Here is a 16,380-nt window from a genome sequence, read left to right as displayed (position 1 = left end):
ACCGCACGACACAGGCCTGACGGGACCGAAGGTCCTGCAGGCGAGGACATAGGCTGGAGACATGCGTAGAGCCAAGATTGTGTGCACCATCGGGCCGGCGACCGAGTCGCCCGAGCAGATCCAAGCGCTGGTCGACGCCGGGATGGACGTCGCCCGCCTCAACCGGAGCCACGGCGACACCGACGTGCACGAGGCGGTGTACCGCAACGTGCGCGCCGCGGCCCAGGCCTCGGGGCGCGCCGTAGCGGTCCTCGTCGACCTCCAGGGCCCCAAGATCCGCCTCGGGCGTTTCGCCGAGGAGAAGGTCGAGCTCACGGAGGGCGAGACCTTCACGATCACCACCGACGAGGTCCAGGGCACCAAGGAGCTCGCCTCGACCACCTACAAGGGACTGCCGGGCGACGCCAAGGTCGGCGACCGGATCCTCATCGACGACGGCCGCGTGGCTGTCCGCATCACCGCTGTCGAGGACACCAAGGTCATCACCCGGGTCGAGGTCGCGGGGCCCGTGTCGAACAACAAGGGCCTGAACCTCCCGGGCGTGGCCGTGAGCGTCCCGGCGATGTCGGACAAGGACGAGGCCGACCTGCGCTGGGCCCTGCGCATCGGTGCGGACATCATCGCCCTGTCCTTCGTGCGCAGCGCGGCGGACTACGCCGACGTCGCCCGCATCATGACCGAGGAGGGACGGACCGTCCCGGTCATCGCCAAGGTCGAGAAGCCGCAGGCGGTCGAGAACCTCGCTGAGATCGTCGATGCCTTCGACGGCATCATGGTCGCCCGCGGCGACCTCGGCGTGGAGCTGCCGCTCGAGCAGGTCCCGCTCGTGCAGAAGCGTGCGATCGAGCTCTCGCGTCGTGCGGCCAAGCCCGTGATCGTCGCGACCCAGGTGCTCGAGTCGATGATCTCGGCTCCGCGCCCCACCCGCGCCGAGGCCTCGGACTGCGCCAACGCGGTGCTCGACGGTGCCGACGCGGTCATGCTCTCGGGTGAGACCAGCGTGGGTGACTTCCCCATCGAGGCCGTGCGCACGATGGCGCGGATCATCGAGAACACCGAGGAGCACGGCAGCGACCGCATCGCGCCGCTCGGATGGAGCCCGCAGACCCGCGGCGGGGCCATCACGCACGCCGCGGCCGAGGTCGGCGAGACCCTCGGAGTCAAGTACCTGGTGACCTTCACCCAGACGGGGGACTCGGCGCGCCGTATGTCCCGCCTGCGCGCAGCGATCCCTCTGATCGCCTTCACGCCGACACCCGAGGTGCGCAACACCCTGGCGCTGAGCTGGGGCGTCAGCACGTACGAGGTGCCTCAGGTCGAGCACACCGACGCGATGGTCGTTCAGGTGGACCAGATGCTCCGCGCCAACGGGCTCGCCGAGATCGGGGACCGCGTCGTCATCGTCTTCGGCGCCCCTGTCGGGGTGCCGGGCACGACCAACTCGCTGCTCGTGCACAAGATCGGCACCGAGCGCGAGCGCTGAGCCTGTCGGCAGCACATCGCTCCGTCGCGCAGGGCTGAGGCCCTGCTGACCGCGAGCGTGGAACGGCCCCGGGGGAGACCCCGGGGCCGTTCTTGTCTCAGGAGGAGCTGCGCGGAGGACCTCAGGAGGAGCTGACCCGAGGATGGTGCGGTGCGACGTGCGCGTCGATGACGGCACGTGCGTGGGGCCGCGCGGCGGCGACCCGGGCGAAGAGCCCCGCGGGGACGTCGCCGTAGTGGTGGGTGACACGTTCCGTGCCGCTCGGTGACCAGAACTCCGCGGTCAGGGTACGGGTCGTCGGGTCGTAGTCGGTGGACCTCAGGTAGAGCATGCCCCCACTGTCCTCGCCGCGGAGGCGCTACCCGTGGGACCTCGGGCCCGCTGGTGCCCGCCCCGAGGTGCAGGGCGGGTGGACGGAAGCTCGGATGCGGGCCCGGAGCCCTCAGCGGCGGTCCGCGGCGCAGCCGACGCAGGTGCGGGCCGACGGACGTGCCTCGAGGCGATCTGCCGGGATGGGCGATCCGCACCGTTCGCAGTCCCCGTACTGCCCGGCGAGCCAACGGGTCTGCGCCTCGTCGAGCTCCGCCAGGCGCCGTCGTGCCTGGTCGACGAGCGCGCCGAGCTGGGACCGCTCGAAGGCGATGGTGGTCCCCTCGGGGTCGTGCTCGTCGTCGGCGTTGGAGCCCGCGGAGGTCGCGACGAGGTCCGCGTAGGCGAGGTCGAGCGCGGCAAGTTGCCGCGCCGCCTGCTGGCGCAGGCCGCGGAGCTCCTCGAGGGTCACCACCCGGCCAGGCTGCCACCGCCACGGCCGGGGTGCACGCCGGGACCCCGCGGACGGCACCCCGGCGGACCTGAGAGGCTGGGCCCCAGCCCGGACGACGAAGACGCCACCAGGAGGACGCCGTGCGCAACCAGGTCCAGCTCATCACCTACGCCGACCGGCTCGGCGGGGACCTGCCGGGACTCTCGGCACTGCTGCGTGAGCGCTTCGAGGGGGTCTTCGGCGGTGTGCACGTCCTGCCGTTCTTCACGCCCTACGACGGCGCGGATGCGGGGTTCGACCCCGAGGACCACACCGCTGTCGACCCTCGGCTGGGCAGCTGGCAGGACGTGCGGGCCCTCGGTGACGGTCTGGACACGGTGGTCGACGTCATCGTCAACCACGTCTCCGCTGGCTCGGCCCAGGTCCGGGACGTGGTCTCGCGCGGCTCTGCCTCCCCGTGGGCAGGCATGTTCCTCACCCTGGCCTCGGTCTTCCCTGACGGGGCGACGGAGCAGGAGCTCGCCACGATCTACCGTCCCCGACCCGGCCTGCCCTTCACCCCGATGACCTGGGGCGGGGAGCGGCGCCTGGTCTGGACGACCTTCACCCCGCAGCAGGTCGACCTCGACGTCTCCTCGCGCGAGGCCCGGGAGTACCTGGTCGGCATCCTCGACACCCTGGCCGCCGCTGAGGTGTCGATGATCCGGCTGGACGCGGTGGGCTACGCCGTCAAGACCCCGGGCACGACGTGCTTCATGACCCCCGAGACCTTCGCCGTGATCGACGAGCTGACCCTCCTGGCGCGCGAGCGTGGGCTCGAGGTCCTTGTCGAGGTCCACTCCTACTACCAGCGGCAGGTCGAGATCGGGCGTGCGGTGGATCGCGTGTATGACTTCGCCCTCCCGCCCCTCGTGCTGCACGCGGCGTACACCGGTGACCACGGCGCGCTGCTGCACTGGATGGGGATCCGACCGACCAACGCCGTGACGGTGCTCGACACCCACGACGGCATCGGCATCGTCGACGTGGGTCCCGACCAGACGGCCCCGGACAGGCCGGGCCTGCTGGATCCGGCACAGCTCGACGCGGTGGTCGAGGGCATCCACGCGGCGACCGGGGGAGCGAGCCGTCGGGCGACCGGGTGGGCGGCGTCCAACCTCGACGTCTACCAGGTCAACTCGACCTTCTACGACGCGCTGGCCCGCGACGACCACCGATACCTCGCGGCGCGTGCCCTGCAGCTCTTCACGCCCGGCATCCCGCAGGTGTACTACGTCGGAGCCCTCGCGGGGCACAACGACCTCGACCTCCTCGAGAGCACCGGCGTCGGGCGGGACATCAACCGTCACCACTACACGGTCGAGGAGGTCGAGGCCGCGCTCGAGCGGCCCGTGGTCCGCGCTCTCTGCGCCCTCGCCCGGTTCCGCAACACCCTGGACGTCTTCGACGGTCGGTGCGAGGTCACACCGGTCCCGGACGGTGGGATCGCGATCTCCTGGCAGGACGGCGACCGTCAGGCCTCGGTGGTGGTGGACCTGGCCTCCGGCAGGACCGAGCTCACGTGGTCCGACGGAGCTGGTCGCTCGGGGCGGACCACGGACCTGCTGGTCGACCCGCCGGTGGCCTGACCCGGCCCGCCGTCCAGCAGGGAGACGGCCGAGATCAGATCGCCGCGGCGGGGGAGTCCTCGGCAGTCCCAGACTCCTCCGGTTCCTCAGGGCGCCCGTCCTCGTCCGGGGCGTGCCACTCCTTGACCGCAGCCCAGGCCACGGCCGCGATCGGGACGGCGAGCAGCGCGCCCAGGATGCCCGCCAGGATGGTGCCCGCCGTGAGGGGCCCCTCGGCGACGAGGGCGGCGAAGGTACCGGCGACGGTGGCGCCGACGATGGGGACGAAGGCTCCCAGGAAGACGATGGTGGCCGGCGGCAGGGCGAGCGGCACCCCGAGGATCATCAGGGCTGCACCGATGAGGACGGCGTCCACGAGCGCGACGACCGCCGTACCGCGGACGTAGCGGCCCAGCACGTCCACCGACTCGTCGCCGATCCTGCGAGCCCGCTCCTTGCGCCGGTGCTCGAGCGGGGTGATGAGGAACTCCGAGATCCGGCGTCCGTCACGGAGCAGGAAGATCAGGACGACGACGCCGAGCAGCAGCCCCGCGATCACCTCGAAGGTGGACGTGGCGCCGGTGACGGCGCCGCTCTGGACGCCCTCGCTCGCCAAAAGGTCCGTGCTGGCCTGCCGCGCGTCGGCGATCTGCTGCTCGCTGATGTCGAGCGGCCCCTCGAGCGGGAACTCCTCGAGCTGGTCGATGCCCTGACTCGCCTGGTCCACGAGCTCGCCCCACTCGTCGCGGATCCCGCGCCCGACGAGCCAGATCACCCCGCCGAGGGTGCAGAGCCCTGCGAGGAGCGCGGTCCAGGTCGCGAGACACGCGGGCCAGCGATGGACCCGCAGGAAGCGCACCACGGGGTTGACCGCAGCGGCGACGATCGTGGCGATGAGGACGGTGACCACCACGAGCCTGAGCTGGATGAGCGCGAGGACGACGCAGGCGACCAGCCCCAGGGCGATGAGCCTCTGGGCGCTGCGCGTCGCCATCCGGCCGAGGCCGTCGGACCACAGGGAGCGCGGGCCGCGGAGTCCTGGTCGACCATCGGTGCGCGCCCGGTCAAGAGCGCTGGGACGAGCGTCGGCGGCCGAGCTTGACCCACCCGAACAGCGCCGTCGCTGCCAGCAGGACCAGGCCGATCACCAGCAGCCACAGCAGGCCCTCGATGATCACGCCGAGCAGCGAGATGACCAGCCAGGCGAGGAGCAGGACGACGATGAGCGTCTTCATGGCCTCACCCTCCCATCGGCGTCCAGGTCCGGCACCTCGACCGGGACGCCGACGGGGAGGCAGTCAGGTCAGCGACCCCCGACGAGCTCGCGGAGGTGCTGGTGGTGGGCGTCGACGACGTTGGGGTGCGCGCGGACCCGGCTCTTGAGCGCGTTGTACCCGTACTCGCCCCGGATCTCGTCCTCGGCGGGGTCCAGGGCGATGCCGGCAGCCTGGGCCGCGAGCTCGGACGGCAGCTCGAGGCGGGGGAAGACGGCGTCGAGGGACGGGTTGTGGAAGTACGGCACGGAGATCCGGTCGGTGCCGGGCTCCGGCGCCAGGACCCGGTGCCGGGTGGCCCGGAGGTACCCGTCGGTGGCCCACTCGAGCATCTCGCCGATGTTCACGATGAGGGCGTCCTCCACGGGCGGGGCGTCGAGGGCCTCGCCCTGGTACTCGACCTGGAGGCCGCGCCGGCCCGGCTCGACCAGCAGGAGGGTGAGGACGCCGAAGTCGCTGTGCCAGCCCACACCTTGCTGCGTCCCGCCCCCGGCGCGGCCCGGGTACCGCACGACCTTGGTGAGCGTGGCCTGCTCGTCCCCGAAGGCCGGGTCGAAGACGTCCTCGGCCTGCCCGAGGGACCGTGCCCAGGCGTGGAGGAGCCGGTCGGCGATCCCGCCCATCGTCGTGTTCCACGCGGTGACGACCTCGCGCAGCTCGGGGAGCCGGGCGGGCCAGAGGTTGGGGCCCTGCAGGACGTTGTAGGCCGGGTGCTCCGGTCCGGTGGGCAGCGCCGGGCGCTCGGGCCCGACGTCGATCTGCTCGCGCCAGTCCACCTTGCCCTGGGTGAGCTCGCCGCCGACGCGGGTGTAGCCACGGAAGTGCGGGCTGCGGGCGTTCTCGATGGCGAGCTTGTCCTGCTCGGGGAGAGCGAAGAACTCGCGCGCCACCTCGATGACGCGGCGCGTCAGGTCACGGCCCGCACCGTGGCCGACGAGGTAGAAGAAGCCGTAGTCGTGGGTCGCCTCGCGCAGCGCGGTGGCGAAGGCCTCGGCGGTCGCGGGGTCGTCGGCACGGGACAGGTCGAGGACAGGCAGGGTCAGGGAGGTCATGGGAGATGCCTTACTGGTGGGTGGGGGCTGGTCTGAGGGTCACGCGCTCAGCGCGGACACAGACAGCTCCCGGTGCGCAGCAGGTCCACGTGGACGCGGCGCACGAGGACCAGAGGCATGGGACCAGGCTACCGGCTCCACGAGGCGGTGTCTGTGGCCCGTCGTGGGCGCCACCACCCCCGTCGTCCTAGGCTCGGTCCTCGTGAGCACCGCGACCCCGCCCATCAGCACGACCGCCGTCGGAGCCACCGGCGTCCCCGTGGTCTTCCTGCACGGCCTGTTCGGCCAGGGGCGGAACTTCACGCAGATCGCGAAGCGCCTCCAGCCCGAGGCCCGGTCGCTGCTGGTCGACCTGCCCAACCACGGCCGCTCGGTGTGGACCGAGGGCTTCGACTACGACGAGGTCGCCGACCTCGTCGCGGAGGCCCTCGCCACCGGGATCGCGGCCGAGGGTCCGGTGCACGTCGTCGGGCACTCGATGGGTGGCAAGGTCGCGATGGTCCTCGCGCTGCGCCACCCGGAGCTCGTCGACCGGTTGGTGGTCGTCGACATCGCCCCGGAGGCGGGTGGCTCGCTCGGTGAGTTCGCCTACCTGCTCGACTCCCTGGCCGCGATCGACACCACGGCGCTCTCCGGGCGTGCCGAGGCCGACGAGCGCCTGGCCGAGCGGGTCGACGACCCGCGGGTGCGAGGGTTCCTCTTGCAGAACCTGCGCCGCGAGGGGGACGCGTTCCGCTGGCGGGCGAACCTGGAGCTCCTGCGGCGCGAGCTCCAGGCCATCGGCGCCTTCCCCGACGTCGGCGGGGCCACGTTCGAGCAGCCGGTGCTGTGGGTCGCCGGCGAGCGGTCGGACTACGTCCGGCCCGAGCACGACCCCGTCATGCGAGGCCTCTTCCCGCGGACGACTCTCGTGACCGTCCGGGGCGCCGGGCACTGGGTGCACTCGGAGCAGCCGGAGACGTTCGTCTCGACGCTGCGCGCGTTCCTTCTCCCCGTGGCGTGATGCCTGGAGGTGCGAGCTCGCCTGGATGTCGGTGGGATGCAGTGCCCCGAGTGGGATTCGAACCCACACTGGATCGGGTTTGAGCCGAACGCCTCTGCCGGTTGGGCTATCGGGGCCTGCCGGGTGGTCGGCGCCACCCTGGGGTGGCGCCACGCGGGGCCCGGCACGCATTAGGCTAGCGTGCGTGAGCCAGAGCGACGCCCCGCAGACCCCAGACCTGGACCTTCCCCTCGGTGGGGTGGGCGAGGAGCAGCCGAGCGAGCCTCAGAGCTCGGGCCGGCCCCAGCGACGCGCGGTCGTCGCCGAGGACGAGGCCCTCATCCGCATGGACGTGGTCGAGACCCTTCGCGAGGCGGGGTTCGACGTGGTCGGAGAGGCCGGGGACGGTGAGACGGCCGTGGACCTCGCGGTCTCGCTGCGGCCCGACATCGTCGTGATGGACGTCAAGATGCCCGTGATGGACGGGATCACCGCGGCCGAGCGGATCGTGAAGGAGCACGCCGCCCCGGTGGTCCTGCTGACCGCCTTCTCGCAGACCGAGCTGGTCGAGCGTGCGCGCGACGCAGGGGCCATGGCCTACGTGATCAAGCCCTTCACCCCGGCCGACCTGCTGCCGGCCGTCGAGATCGCCATCTCGCGCTACAGCCAGATCAGTGCCCTCGAGGCCGAGGTCGCGGACCTCGCCGACCGGTTCGAGACCCGCAAGCGGGTCGACCGGGCCAAGGGCCTGCTGATGACGAAGATGGGCCTGAGCGAGCCCGAGTCCTTCCGGTGGATCCAGAAGACCTCGATGGACCGGCGGCTGACCATGCGTGAGGTGGCCGACGCGGTGATCGAGCAGGTCGGCGGCGCAGCCTCCTGACCCCACGGCGGGCCGTCGTGCGGCGCCGCTGACTTCTCAGGGGGGTCGCGGGGCCCAGTCCCTGAGACGGCTTGGCTGGGTCTGCCCACCCGCGCGCGACCTGTGAGTGGGACTTTGGTCACAACTCGGCAACGACCTCTGGTGAGATGTCCGATGTCACACTTCGGACACACTCGGGGGGTACTTTCCTCAGCACAGTCCCTCGCCGGGCGCTGTTTCTCGGTGCGGGAGATCAGAGTGCTCAACACGAGGAGTGCCCGCATGAAGAGAACGACCCACGCGGCTCGCGCCGCTGCGCTGGCCGGAGCCGTCGCCCTTGTCCTGACGGCATGTTCGGGCGACGCAGACGAGAGCTCCGACGACGACGCCGCCGGCGGCGGCGAGAGTGACGGCAGCCCGCTGGTCATCGGCTCGCTGCTTCCGGTCACCGGTAGCCTCGCCTTCCTCGGCCCCCCCGAGATCGCCGGCGTCGACCTCGCGATCGAGGAGATCAACGAGGCCGGTGGAGTCAACGGCGGGGACATCGAGGTGGTGCACGGGGACTCCGGTGACGCCGAGAACCTCGCCGTGGCGATCCAGACGGTGGACGACCTGCTCAGCCAGAGCGTTCACGTCATCGTCGGCGCGGCGTCCTCCTCGGTGACCTACGGTGTGATCGACACCGTCACCGAGGCCGAGGCCGTGATGTTCTCCCCGGCCAACACCTCGCCCGGGCTGAGCGGCTACTCCGACTTCTACTTCCGTACCGCCCCGCCGGACTCCGTCCAGGGCAACGCCCTGGGCAACCTCGTCGCCGGTGACGGCCACGAGAAGGTCGGCATCCTCGTGTTCAACGACGACTACGGCACAGGGCTGCGGAACGTCGTCGAGGAGACCCTCGTCGCCGAGGGCGTCGAGGTCACCTACGGCGGGGCCGACGCCAACGAGGAGTTCGCCCCCAAGCAGAACAACTACGAGGCCGAGGTCCAGGCCGTCATGGCGACGGACCCCGACGCGATCGTGCTCATCGCCTTCGAGGAGACCGCGGTCATCGTGCCGCAGCTCTTCCAGGCGGGCTACGACACGTCGAACCTGTACTTCACCGACGGGAACACGGCCAACTACCCGGACCTCGACGCCGGTGTGCTCGAGGGCGCCAAGGGCACCATCCCGGGTGCGTTCCCGAGCGATGAGTTCCAGGAGCGGCTGCTCGGGATCGACCCGGACCTGACCGAGTACTCGTACTCGGCCGAGTCCTACGACGCCGTGATCCTCTCCGCCCTGGCCGCCCAGCTCGGCGGCACGAACGACGCTGCGACCGTCCAGGCGAACCTGCCCGCGGCGTCCGGCGCGGAGGGTGGCACCGAGTGCGCCACCTACGCCGAGTGCGTCGAGCTCATCGACGACGGTGAGGACATCATGTACGTCGGTCAGTCGGGTGTTGGCCCCTTCAACGAGGACAACGACCCGTCGTCGGCCTTCATCGGCATCTACGAGTACGACGCCGAGAACGCGATCACCTGGACCGAGGCGATCTTCGGTGAGGTCGCTGGGTGACCACAGCATGACGGGCCGCTGAGGCCCAGGTGAGGCCCGGCGGGGATACCCGCCGGGCCTCACTGCTGTGCGGCTCGACAGCGGTGGGGCCGCCGTCGGGAAGGGATCTGCAGGCTGGGATGCAGGCGGCGCGGGATGCAGGCCGGGCGTGGCGCTGGCCGGACGTGATGAGGCAGGCGGCCGGGTCTCCGGGTCGGCGCGGGGTCGTCACGGAGACGACGAACGGCCGGTCACCTCAGGAGAGGTGACCGGCCGTGGACCTACGGTGAGGCGCTGCTCAGGCCTCGTTCCCGTGCGCCGCGTCCTCGATGTCGGTCGCGAGGGTGCCGAGGTAGAGCTCGATGACCTTGGGGTCGTTCATGAGCTCGCGACCGGACCCTGTGTAGGCGTTGCGGCCCTGGTCCAGGACGTAGCCGCGATCGCAGATCTGGAGGCAGCGGCGGGCGTTCTGCTCGACCATGATCACCGAGACGCCCGCCTTGTTGATCCGGCGGGTACGGATGAAGGTCTCGTCCTGACGGACCGGGGACAGTCCTGCTGAGGGCTCGTCGAGCAGCAGCACGGAGGGCTCCATCATCAGGGCGCGGGCCATCGCGACCATCTGCCGCTCACCTCCGGAGAGGGAGCCCGCCCGCTGCCGACGCCGTTCGGCGAGGTTGGGGAAGATGTCGGCGATGAAGGCGAACCTCTCGGTGAAGGCCTTGGGGCGGAGGTAGAGCCCCATCTGGAGGTTCTCCTCGATCGTCAGGCTCGGGAAGACGTTGTTGGTCTGCGGGACGAAGCCGACCCCCTTGCCGACGAGCGCGTTGGGCTTGAGCCCCCCGATCTCCTGACCCTCGAGCGTCACCGAGCCCGAGCGGATGTTGACCAGCCCGAAGAGCGCCTTGAGCAGCGTCGACTTGCCGGCCCCGTTGGGCCCGATGATCCCGATGAGCTCGCCCGGGTACAGGTCGAGGTCGCAGTTGTTGAGGATGTTCACCCCCGGCAGGTAGCCGGCGACCAGATCGGCGGCACGCAGCAGCGGCTCACCGCGGTCGAGGACCGCGGGCGCCCCTCCGGTGGCCTCAGGACTGCTTGCCATGGTGCTCCTCCTCCTCGGCGTGCGCCTCGTGCTCGAGCTGCTCGATGACCTCGTCGGCCAGCAGGGCGTCGTCGCCCAGGTCGGTGTCGTGGTGCGCGCCGAGGTAGGCGTCGATCACCGCGGGGTCGGCCATCACGCTCTCCGGGGGGCCTTCGGCCACCACGCGTCCCTCGGCCATGACGACCACCCAGTCGGAGATGTGCCGGACCATGTGCATGTCGTGCTCGACGAAGAGGACGGTCATCCCCTCGTCCCGCAGGGCCTGCACGTGACCGAGGAGGGACTGCGTGAGGGCCGGGTTCACCCCCGCCATCGGCTCGTCGAGCATGACCATCACGGGGTCGGACATCAGCGCCCGGGCCATCTCGAGGAGCTTGCGCTGGCCCCCGGAGAGCGAACCCGCGAACTCGTCCCGCAGGTGGTCGAGCTTGAAGCGGACCAGGAGCTCGTCGGCCTTCTCGGTGATCTCCTGCTCGCGTCGCCGCCACAGGGGCCGCGCGAGAGCGGCGAGCATGTTCTCGCCGGGCTGGTCCCGCGCTCCGAGACGCATGTTGTCCAGGACGGTCATCCGGGACAGCGCCTTGGTGAGCTGGAACGTCCGGACCATGCCGGCCCGGGAGGTCTTGGCAGCATTCACGTTGGACATCGAGCGACCGTCGAAGGTCCAGCTCCCGCTGCTCGGCCGGTCGAAGCCCGTGACGAGGTTGAACAGGGTCGTCTTGCCTGCACCGTTCGGGCCGATGAGGGCGGTGATGACGCCGCGCTGGACCTCGAGGTGGTCCACGTCGACCGCCGTGAGACCGCCGAAGCGCCTCTCGACGTCGTCGACCACGAGGATCGCGTCCGGCTTGGGCACGCCGGGGCGGGGGTCGAGGCCGACCAGGGCGGCCGACGGGCCGGCCATCGCGGAGGTGCCGGGCCCCGTGGGCGCGGCGGTGGGGTCAGCGGACATGGAAGGTCAGCTCCTTCTTGTCGCCCATGATGCCTTGAGGTCTGAAGATCACCAGCAGCATGAGGAAGACGCCGATGAGGATCCCCGAGAGGGGCTCGATCTGGGCGGGGCCGAAGATGTCGGGGGGCAGCAGCTCGCGCATGCTCGTGCGGACCACGGAGAGGGCGACGAAGAAGATCATCGACCCGAGGATCGGCCCGAAGATCGTCGCTGCCCCGCCGAGGAGCAGCACGGTCCAGACGAAGAAGGTCATGGCTCTGCCCATCGCATCGGGTTGCACCGAGGTCGGGAGGACGTAGACGACGCCACCGAGGGCTCCGAGCACGCCGCCGAGGACGAGGGCCTGCATCTTGTACGCGTAGACGCTCTTGCCCAGGGCGCGGACGGCGTCCTCGTCCTCGCGGATACCCCGCAGGACCCGTCCCCACGGGCTGCGGACGAGGAGGTAGACCACGAGCACGGCGAGGAGGACGAGCGCCCAGGCGGCGATCCGCACCCACCACCCGTTCGAGAGGTTGTTGCCGTACTCGAACGGACCGATGGCCGTGGTGCCGTCGGGCAACGGGGAGAGCGCTTGGAAGGTCGCCTTGTACGTGTTGCCCCGCAACCCGGACGACGCACCGGTCAGGTCGGTGAAGAGGGTCGATCTGCCCAGGAGCCGGATGATCTCGGCCGCGGAGATGGTGACGATCGCCAGGTAGTCCCCGCGGAGCTTGAGGGTCGGGATCCCGAGGATGAGCGCGAAGAGGATCGCCGCCACGACCGCCACGAGGAACGCGAGCCAGAACGGCGCCCCGGCGATGGTCGAGATCGCGAACCCGTAGGCACCCAGCAGCATGAAGCCGGCGTGGCCCATGTTCAGCAGCCCGGTGAATCCGAAGTGCACGTTGAGCCCGATGGCGGCCAGGGCGAAGGCGGCCGTCTGGGGTGCGATGAGCTCGCCCGCGGCGAGCGTGAGCATTCTCTGCCAGTCCATGCTGAACCCCTTAACCGATCCGCTCAGCGCGTCCGAGGATGCCCTGTGGCCGGACCATCAGGACGAGGATGAGGATGACGAGGGCGGCCGCGTACTTGAGGTCGGTCGGGATCACCAGGTTGGCCATCTCGACCACCATGCCGATCACGAGGGACCCCACGAGGGCACCGAAGGCCGTACCCAGGCCGCCGAGCGTCACGGCCGCGAACATGAGCAGGAGCATCTGCATGCCCAGGGTCCAGTTCGCGCCGTTGAAGATCAGGGCGAGGAGGACGCCGGCGAGGCCGGCGAGGCCGGTGGCCATCACCCAGACGAGCCGGATGATGCGGTCCACGTCGATGCCTGAGGCGGCCGCCAGAGCGGGGTTGTCGGACACCGCGCGGGTCGCCCGTCCGGTCCGCGTGCGCAGCAGGAACCATCCCACGGCGAGCAGGACGACGATCGAGATCCCCATCGAGTAGTAGCTCGGGATGTTGAGCCGTACCGGCCCCAGGGTCCACGTCCCCGGGATGTAGCTGAGGATGCTCACCGTGCCGCCGCCGAAGACGAGCTGGAAGAGGTACTGCAGGGCGAGGGCGAGGCCGATCGTCACGATCATGCTCTGCACCAGGCCCACGCCGCGGCGCCGGAGCGGGCGCCAGATGCCGACGTCCTGCAGCCAGCCTGTGCCCGCGCAGATCAGCACGGCAAGGATGATCGCCGGGACCAGCGGCCAGCCCATCAGCGACACGAAGACGTAGGTGAGCAGCGCGCCCAGGGTGACCTGCTCACCGTGCGAGAAGCTCGACAGGCCCGTCGTCCCGTAGATGAGCGAGAGGCCGACCGAGGCGAGGGCGAGCACGAGGCCGAAGCGCAGGCCGGCGGCGGCCTGCTGGGCCACGCGCTCGGGGGTGATGCTCGAGGTGCTCACGTCGTCGCCGAGCACCTCCCCGCCGTCAGCCTCCCCGGCGAGGGAGTCGGTGCCGCCCTCGCCGCTCTCGGCGGAGGGCGCCTCGCCCTCGGGTTCCCCGAGCTCGAAGTTGACGGTGCGCGTCGCGCCGACGACCGCGCGCAGCTGTCGTGGGTTCTGGTCCGGGTTGGCGAGCTGCTCGCCCTCGGGGAGGGTGCCCACGTCGAGGGTCAGCGTGTAGCTGCCGTTGGCGGGGATCTCGACCGACCACGAGCCGTCGTCGCCCGTGGTCGCGGTCGACGTCGCGCCCTCAGGGTCCTCGACGAGGATCTCCACGCCGTCCGCTGCCCCCTCACCACCGCGCACGCTGCCGGACAGGCAGCCGAGCTCAGGGCTCGCCACGCACTCCTCGGCCGCGGCTGCGGCCGCGGCAGGTGACATGGCGAGCATGAGCCCGCCCAGTGTTGCGGCCATGATCGAGAGCGCTCCCGCACGGGTTCGCCATCGTCCGGCCCACGTCCCAGCTGGACCCACCGGGGGCCTCCATCCGCTCGTGTGGCTCAAGTCACACCTCTTGTACTTGGGTCGGGAGCCTACTGGCCCGTCCGGAGTGGGGTGCGCACCGTGAGGGTAGGAGGTGCATGTGTCGACGACGTTTCGGCTGCTCGCCCGGCACGGTGCTGGCGCGCCCGTGCAGGTGGCGACCGCTATGTCCGAGTTGGGAAGCACTTCCCAGGCCCGGCCCTGGCCGTTATCGTTTCGTCATCTACCCGGTAGCCCCCCAGCGAACCGGAAGCATGTCAGAGGAGGCCCGTGGTCGTGCGCCCAGGCATCGTGGTAGGTCAGGCTCGTCCGGAAGACATCCAGGCGCTCGTCGCCCTCTGCCTCGCCGCCCGGCGCGAGTCGGTCGTCGGGCCCCAGGTGTGCAGCCCCGACGGCCACGCGCTGGCCCAGCAGCTCGGCGCTCTCGTGTCCGCCCCGGGGGGGACCGTCCTCACCGCACGGGACGAGGGAGGACTGATGGGCCTCCTGCTCGCCCGCGTGCTGGGCCCGACCCCGTTCGCCGACGACGTGAGCCTCGCGGTCGAGGCCGTCTACGTGGACCGGGCGCACCGGCGGCGTGGCGTCGGCCACGCGCTCATGGCGGGCGCCGCGCAGGTGGCCGTCGAGGCCGGGGCCGAGGTCGTCTACGCAGCGCCCATCCCCGGTGCGCGGGGGATGCAGCGCTTCTTCGTCCAGCTCGGGTTCGCCCCCGCCGCCACCCACCGCGTCGTCACGACGACGGCCCTGCAGCGGAGGCTCGCGATCGACGCCACGGCGGCGAGCAGGGCGCCAGGTCGGGGCCTGGACGACCTGATCGCGCGTCGTCGGCACCTGCGTCTGGCCCTGCCGGGCGAAGAGCCGGGGGACGAGCGTCAGTCCGCTCGTCGTTCGATCACCAAGCAGGTGAGGCGAGCCGTGCAGATCAGACGAGACGCCGAGTCCTCCACCACGATCTCGTAGGTCGACAGGGTCCGCCCACGGTGCACGGCGCGCGCCGTCCCGGTCACGAGGCCGTCGCGCGCGGAGCGGTGGTGGGTCGCGTTGATCTCGATGCCGACCGCCTGACGGCGCTCGCCGGCGTGGAGCATCGCGCCGTAGGAGCCGAGGGTCTCGGCAAGAGCAGCCGAGGCGCCGCCGTGCAGCAGCCCGTAGGGCTGGGTGTTCCCTGCGACAGGCATCGTCCCGACCACACGGTCGGCCGAGGCCTCGATGATCTCGATGCGGAGCCTCTCGATGAGGGTCCCGACGTTCGCCTGTCGGATGGCGTCGAGGTCGGCGAGGACGGGGGCGTCGCTGGTGTCGGTCATGGCCGATAGGTTGGCACCGTGAGCGACCTGGCGCGAGACCGACCCCTTCTGCTCCTGATCGACGGCCACTCGATGGCCTACCGCGCGTTCTTCGCGTTGCCGGCCGAGAACTTCTCGACGAGCACCGGCGAGACCACCAACGCGGTCTACGGCTTCACCGCGATGCTGGCGAACCTGCTGCGAGACGAGGGGCCGACGCACGTCGCCGTGGCTTTCGACGTCGGTCGGACCACCTTTCGCACGGAGCGGTTCCCCGAGTACAAGGCCACGCGGGACGCGACGCCGAGCGAGTTCAAGGGCCAGGTGCCGCTGATCAAGGAGATCCTCACCACCATGAGGATCCCGACGCTCGAGCGCGAGGGCTTCGAGGCGGACGACGTCATCGCGACCTTGGTCACCGACGCGGTCGCCGCCGGGATGCAGGTCCTGGTGTGCACGGGGGACCGGGACGCCCTCCAGCTCGTGACCGAGGACGTCACCGTCCTGTACCCCCGCAAGGGTGTGTCGGACCTGGTGCGCTACACCCCGGTCGCGGTTGCGGAGAAGTACGGCGTCCCGCCCGAGCGCTACCCGGACGTCGCGGCGCTGGTGGGCGAGTCGAGCGACAACCTGCCTGGTGTCCCGGGGGTGGGGCCCAAGACAGCGGCCAAGTGGATCACCGCCCATGGCGACCTGGACGGCGTCCTGGCGGCGGCCCCTCAGCTGACGGGCAAGGCCGGTGAGAGCCTGCGTGGCCACCTCGACCAGGTCCGCCTCAACCGCGAGCTCAACGCCGCCGTCCGCGACGTCTCGCTGCCCCTCGGTGTGGCAGAGCTCACCGCCCGGCCCTGGGATCGCGAGGCGATGCACCGCGTCTTCGACGCGCTTGAGTTCCGGACCCTGCGTGAGCGGCTGTTCGCGATGGTCCCCGAGGAGGCCGGCGAGGCTGCCGGGTTCGAGCTGGACGTGAGCACGCCGGCGGCCGGGGGTCTGGCCGCATGGCTGGCCGAGCGGGCGGGCAGCACCCTGGCGGTCGACGTGACGGGCCGGGGCACCCCGGCGGAGGGTGACGC

18 protein-coding genes and 1 tRNA gene are annotated in these 16,380 nt (G+C 71.0%); 7 read left to right on the top strand and 12 right to left on the bottom strand.

Features of this window, described 5'->3' with window-relative positions:
• Nucleotides 1-61 precede the first annotated feature (61 nt).
• Nucleotides 62-1,483: a pyruvate kinase gene (gene pyk / locus L0B03_RS01950; RefSeq protein WP_250443421.1), complete on the top strand. Its 1,422-nt coding sequence runs from the start codon at nucleotides 62-64 to the stop codon at nucleotides 1,481-1,483.
• A gap of 121 nt (nucleotides 1,484-1,604) precedes the next feature.
• Here the strand turns inward: pyk and L0B03_RS01945 are convergent, their stop codons facing one another.
• Together L0B03_RS01945 and L0B03_RS01940 are read right to left on the bottom strand one after the other, a co-directional pair.
• On the bottom strand, nucleotides 1,605-1,814 hold the full coding sequence (locus L0B03_RS01945; protein WP_250443418.1) for a KTSC domain-containing protein: 210 nt from the start codon (nucleotides 1,812-1,814) through the stop codon (nucleotides 1,605-1,607).
• A 111-nt stretch (nucleotides 1,815-1,925) separates the two neighbouring features.
• On the bottom strand, nucleotides 1,926-2,267 hold the full coding sequence (locus L0B03_RS01940; RefSeq protein ID WP_250443415.1) for a TraR/DksA C4-type zinc finger protein: 342 nt from the start codon (nucleotides 2,265-2,267) through the stop codon (nucleotides 1,926-1,928).
• A 119-nt stretch (nucleotides 2,268-2,386) separates the two neighbouring features.
• Between L0B03_RS01940 and gtfA the strand changes: the two genes are divergently transcribed.
• Nucleotides 2,387-3,874 carry a sucrose phosphorylase gene (gtfA, locus tag L0B03_RS01935; RefSeq protein ID WP_250443412.1) on the top strand — a complete coding sequence of 496 codons (1,488 nt, stop codon included), beginning with the start codon at nucleotides 2,387-2,389 and terminating at the stop codon, nucleotides 3,872-3,874.
• 34 nt (nucleotides 3,875-3,908) lie between these two features.
• On the opposite strand, the gene L0B03_RS01930 is transcribed toward gtfA, so the two are convergent.
• The 4 genes from L0B03_RS01930 to L0B03_RS19675 form a co-directional block, all read right to left on the bottom strand.
• A complete protein-coding gene (locus L0B03_RS01930; protein ID WP_250443409.1) occupies nucleotides 3,909-4,847 on the bottom strand; it encodes an AI-2E family transporter in 939 nt (312 codons plus the stop codon).
• A 70-nt stretch (nucleotides 4,848-4,917) separates the two neighbouring features.
• Nucleotides 4,918-5,088 (bottom strand): hypothetical protein, encoded by a 171-nt coding sequence (locus L0B03_RS01925; RefSeq protein ID WP_250443405.1) that lies wholly within the window; start codon nucleotides 5,086-5,088, stop codon nucleotides 4,918-4,920.
• A 68-nt stretch (nucleotides 5,089-5,156) separates the two neighbouring features.
• On the bottom strand, nucleotides 5,157-6,179 hold the full coding sequence (locus L0B03_RS01920) for an isopenicillin N synthase family oxygenase (RefSeq protein ID WP_250443403.1): 1,023 nt from the start codon (nucleotides 6,177-6,179) through the stop codon (nucleotides 5,157-5,159).
• A 47-nt stretch (nucleotides 6,180-6,226) separates the two neighbouring features.
• A complete protein-coding gene (locus L0B03_RS19675; protein ID WP_372434951.1) occupies nucleotides 6,227-6,298 on the bottom strand; it encodes a putative leader peptide in 72 nt (23 codons plus the stop codon).
• Between the two features lie 83 nt (nucleotides 6,299-6,381).
• Here L0B03_RS19675 and L0B03_RS01915 point away from each other — a divergent pair, with 83 nt between their 5' ends.
• A complete protein-coding gene (locus tag L0B03_RS01915) occupies nucleotides 6,382-7,182 on the top strand; it encodes an alpha/beta fold hydrolase (protein ID WP_250443400.1) in 801 nt (266 codons plus the stop codon).
• A 42-nt stretch (nucleotides 7,183-7,224) separates the two neighbouring features.
• Here the strand turns inward: L0B03_RS01915 and L0B03_RS01910 are convergent.
• Nucleotides 7,225-7,298: transfer RNA gene (locus tag L0B03_RS01910), tRNA-Leu, on the bottom strand.
• Between the two features lie 122 nt (nucleotides 7,299-7,420).
• Between L0B03_RS01910 and L0B03_RS01905 the strand changes: the two genes are divergently transcribed.
• Together L0B03_RS01905 and L0B03_RS01900 are read left to right on the top strand one after the other, a co-directional pair.
• Nucleotides 7,421-8,044, top strand: a complete 624-nt coding sequence (locus L0B03_RS01905; protein WP_250443454.1) for an ANTAR domain-containing response regulator — start codon at nucleotides 7,421-7,423, stop codon at nucleotides 8,042-8,044.
• Nucleotides 8,045-8,305: 261 nt separating this feature from the next.
• Nucleotides 8,306-9,580, top strand: coding sequence for an ABC transporter substrate-binding protein (locus L0B03_RS01900; RefSeq protein ID WP_250443398.1), 1,275 nt, complete (start codon nucleotides 8,306-8,308; stop codon nucleotides 9,578-9,580).
• A 277-nt stretch (nucleotides 9,581-9,857) separates the two neighbouring features.
• Here the strand turns inward: L0B03_RS01900 and L0B03_RS01895 are convergent, their stop codons facing one another.
• Genes L0B03_RS01895 through L0B03_RS01880 form a run of 4 tightly spaced genes read right to left on the bottom strand, consistent with a single transcriptional unit; the run spans nucleotide 9,858 to nucleotide 13,952 of the window.
• Nucleotides 9,858-10,661: an ABC transporter ATP-binding protein gene (locus L0B03_RS01895; protein WP_250443396.1), complete on the bottom strand. Its 804-nt coding sequence runs from the start codon at nucleotides 10,659-10,661 to the stop codon at nucleotides 9,858-9,860.
• Entirely contained in the window at nucleotides 10,645-11,613 is a 969-nt protein-coding gene (locus tag L0B03_RS01890; protein WP_374204861.1) for an ABC transporter ATP-binding protein, read from the bottom strand. Before L0B03_RS01890 ends, L0B03_RS01895 begins: the two co-directional genes overlap by 17 nt.
• Entirely contained in the window at nucleotides 11,603-12,589 is a 987-nt protein-coding gene (locus L0B03_RS01885; protein ID WP_250443393.1) for a branched-chain amino acid ABC transporter permease, read from the bottom strand. Before L0B03_RS01885 ends, L0B03_RS01890 begins: the two co-directional genes overlap by 11 nt.
• Nucleotides 12,590-12,599: 10 nt before the next feature.
• Nucleotides 12,600-13,952 (bottom strand): branched-chain amino acid ABC transporter permease, encoded by a 1,353-nt coding sequence (locus tag L0B03_RS01880; RefSeq protein ID WP_250443391.1) that lies wholly within the window; start codon nucleotides 13,950-13,952, stop codon nucleotides 12,600-12,602.
• Between the two features lie 339 nt (nucleotides 13,953-14,291).
• Here L0B03_RS01880 and L0B03_RS01875 point away from each other — a divergent pair, with 339 nt between their 5' ends.
• Nucleotides 14,292-14,981 (top strand): GNAT family N-acetyltransferase, encoded by a 690-nt coding sequence (locus tag L0B03_RS01875; RefSeq protein ID WP_250443388.1) that lies wholly within the window; start codon nucleotides 14,292-14,294, stop codon nucleotides 14,979-14,981.
• Here L0B03_RS01875 and L0B03_RS01870 read toward each other — a convergent pair.
• Entirely contained in the window at nucleotides 14,894-15,328 is a 435-nt protein-coding gene (locus L0B03_RS01870) for a PaaI family thioesterase (RefSeq protein WP_250443385.1), read from the bottom strand. The genes L0B03_RS01875 and L0B03_RS01870 overlap by 88 nt on opposite strands.
• A 72-nt stretch (nucleotides 15,329-15,400) precedes the next feature.
• Here L0B03_RS01870 and L0B03_RS01865 point away from each other — a divergent pair.
• On the top strand, nucleotides 15,401-16,380 hold a 980-nt coding region (locus L0B03_RS01865), incomplete at its 3' end, for a 5'-3' exonuclease H3TH domain-containing protein (protein ID WP_284501263.1).

Origin of the sequence: Actinotalea sp. C106 (genome assembly GCF_023630195.1) — a bacterium.
Lineage (GTDB): Bacteria > Actinomycetota > Actinomycetes > Actinomycetales > Cellulomonadaceae > Actinotalea.
The sequence above is the reverse complement of the archived record's forward strand: the minus strand, read 5'-3'. Positions and strand labels throughout refer to the sequence as shown.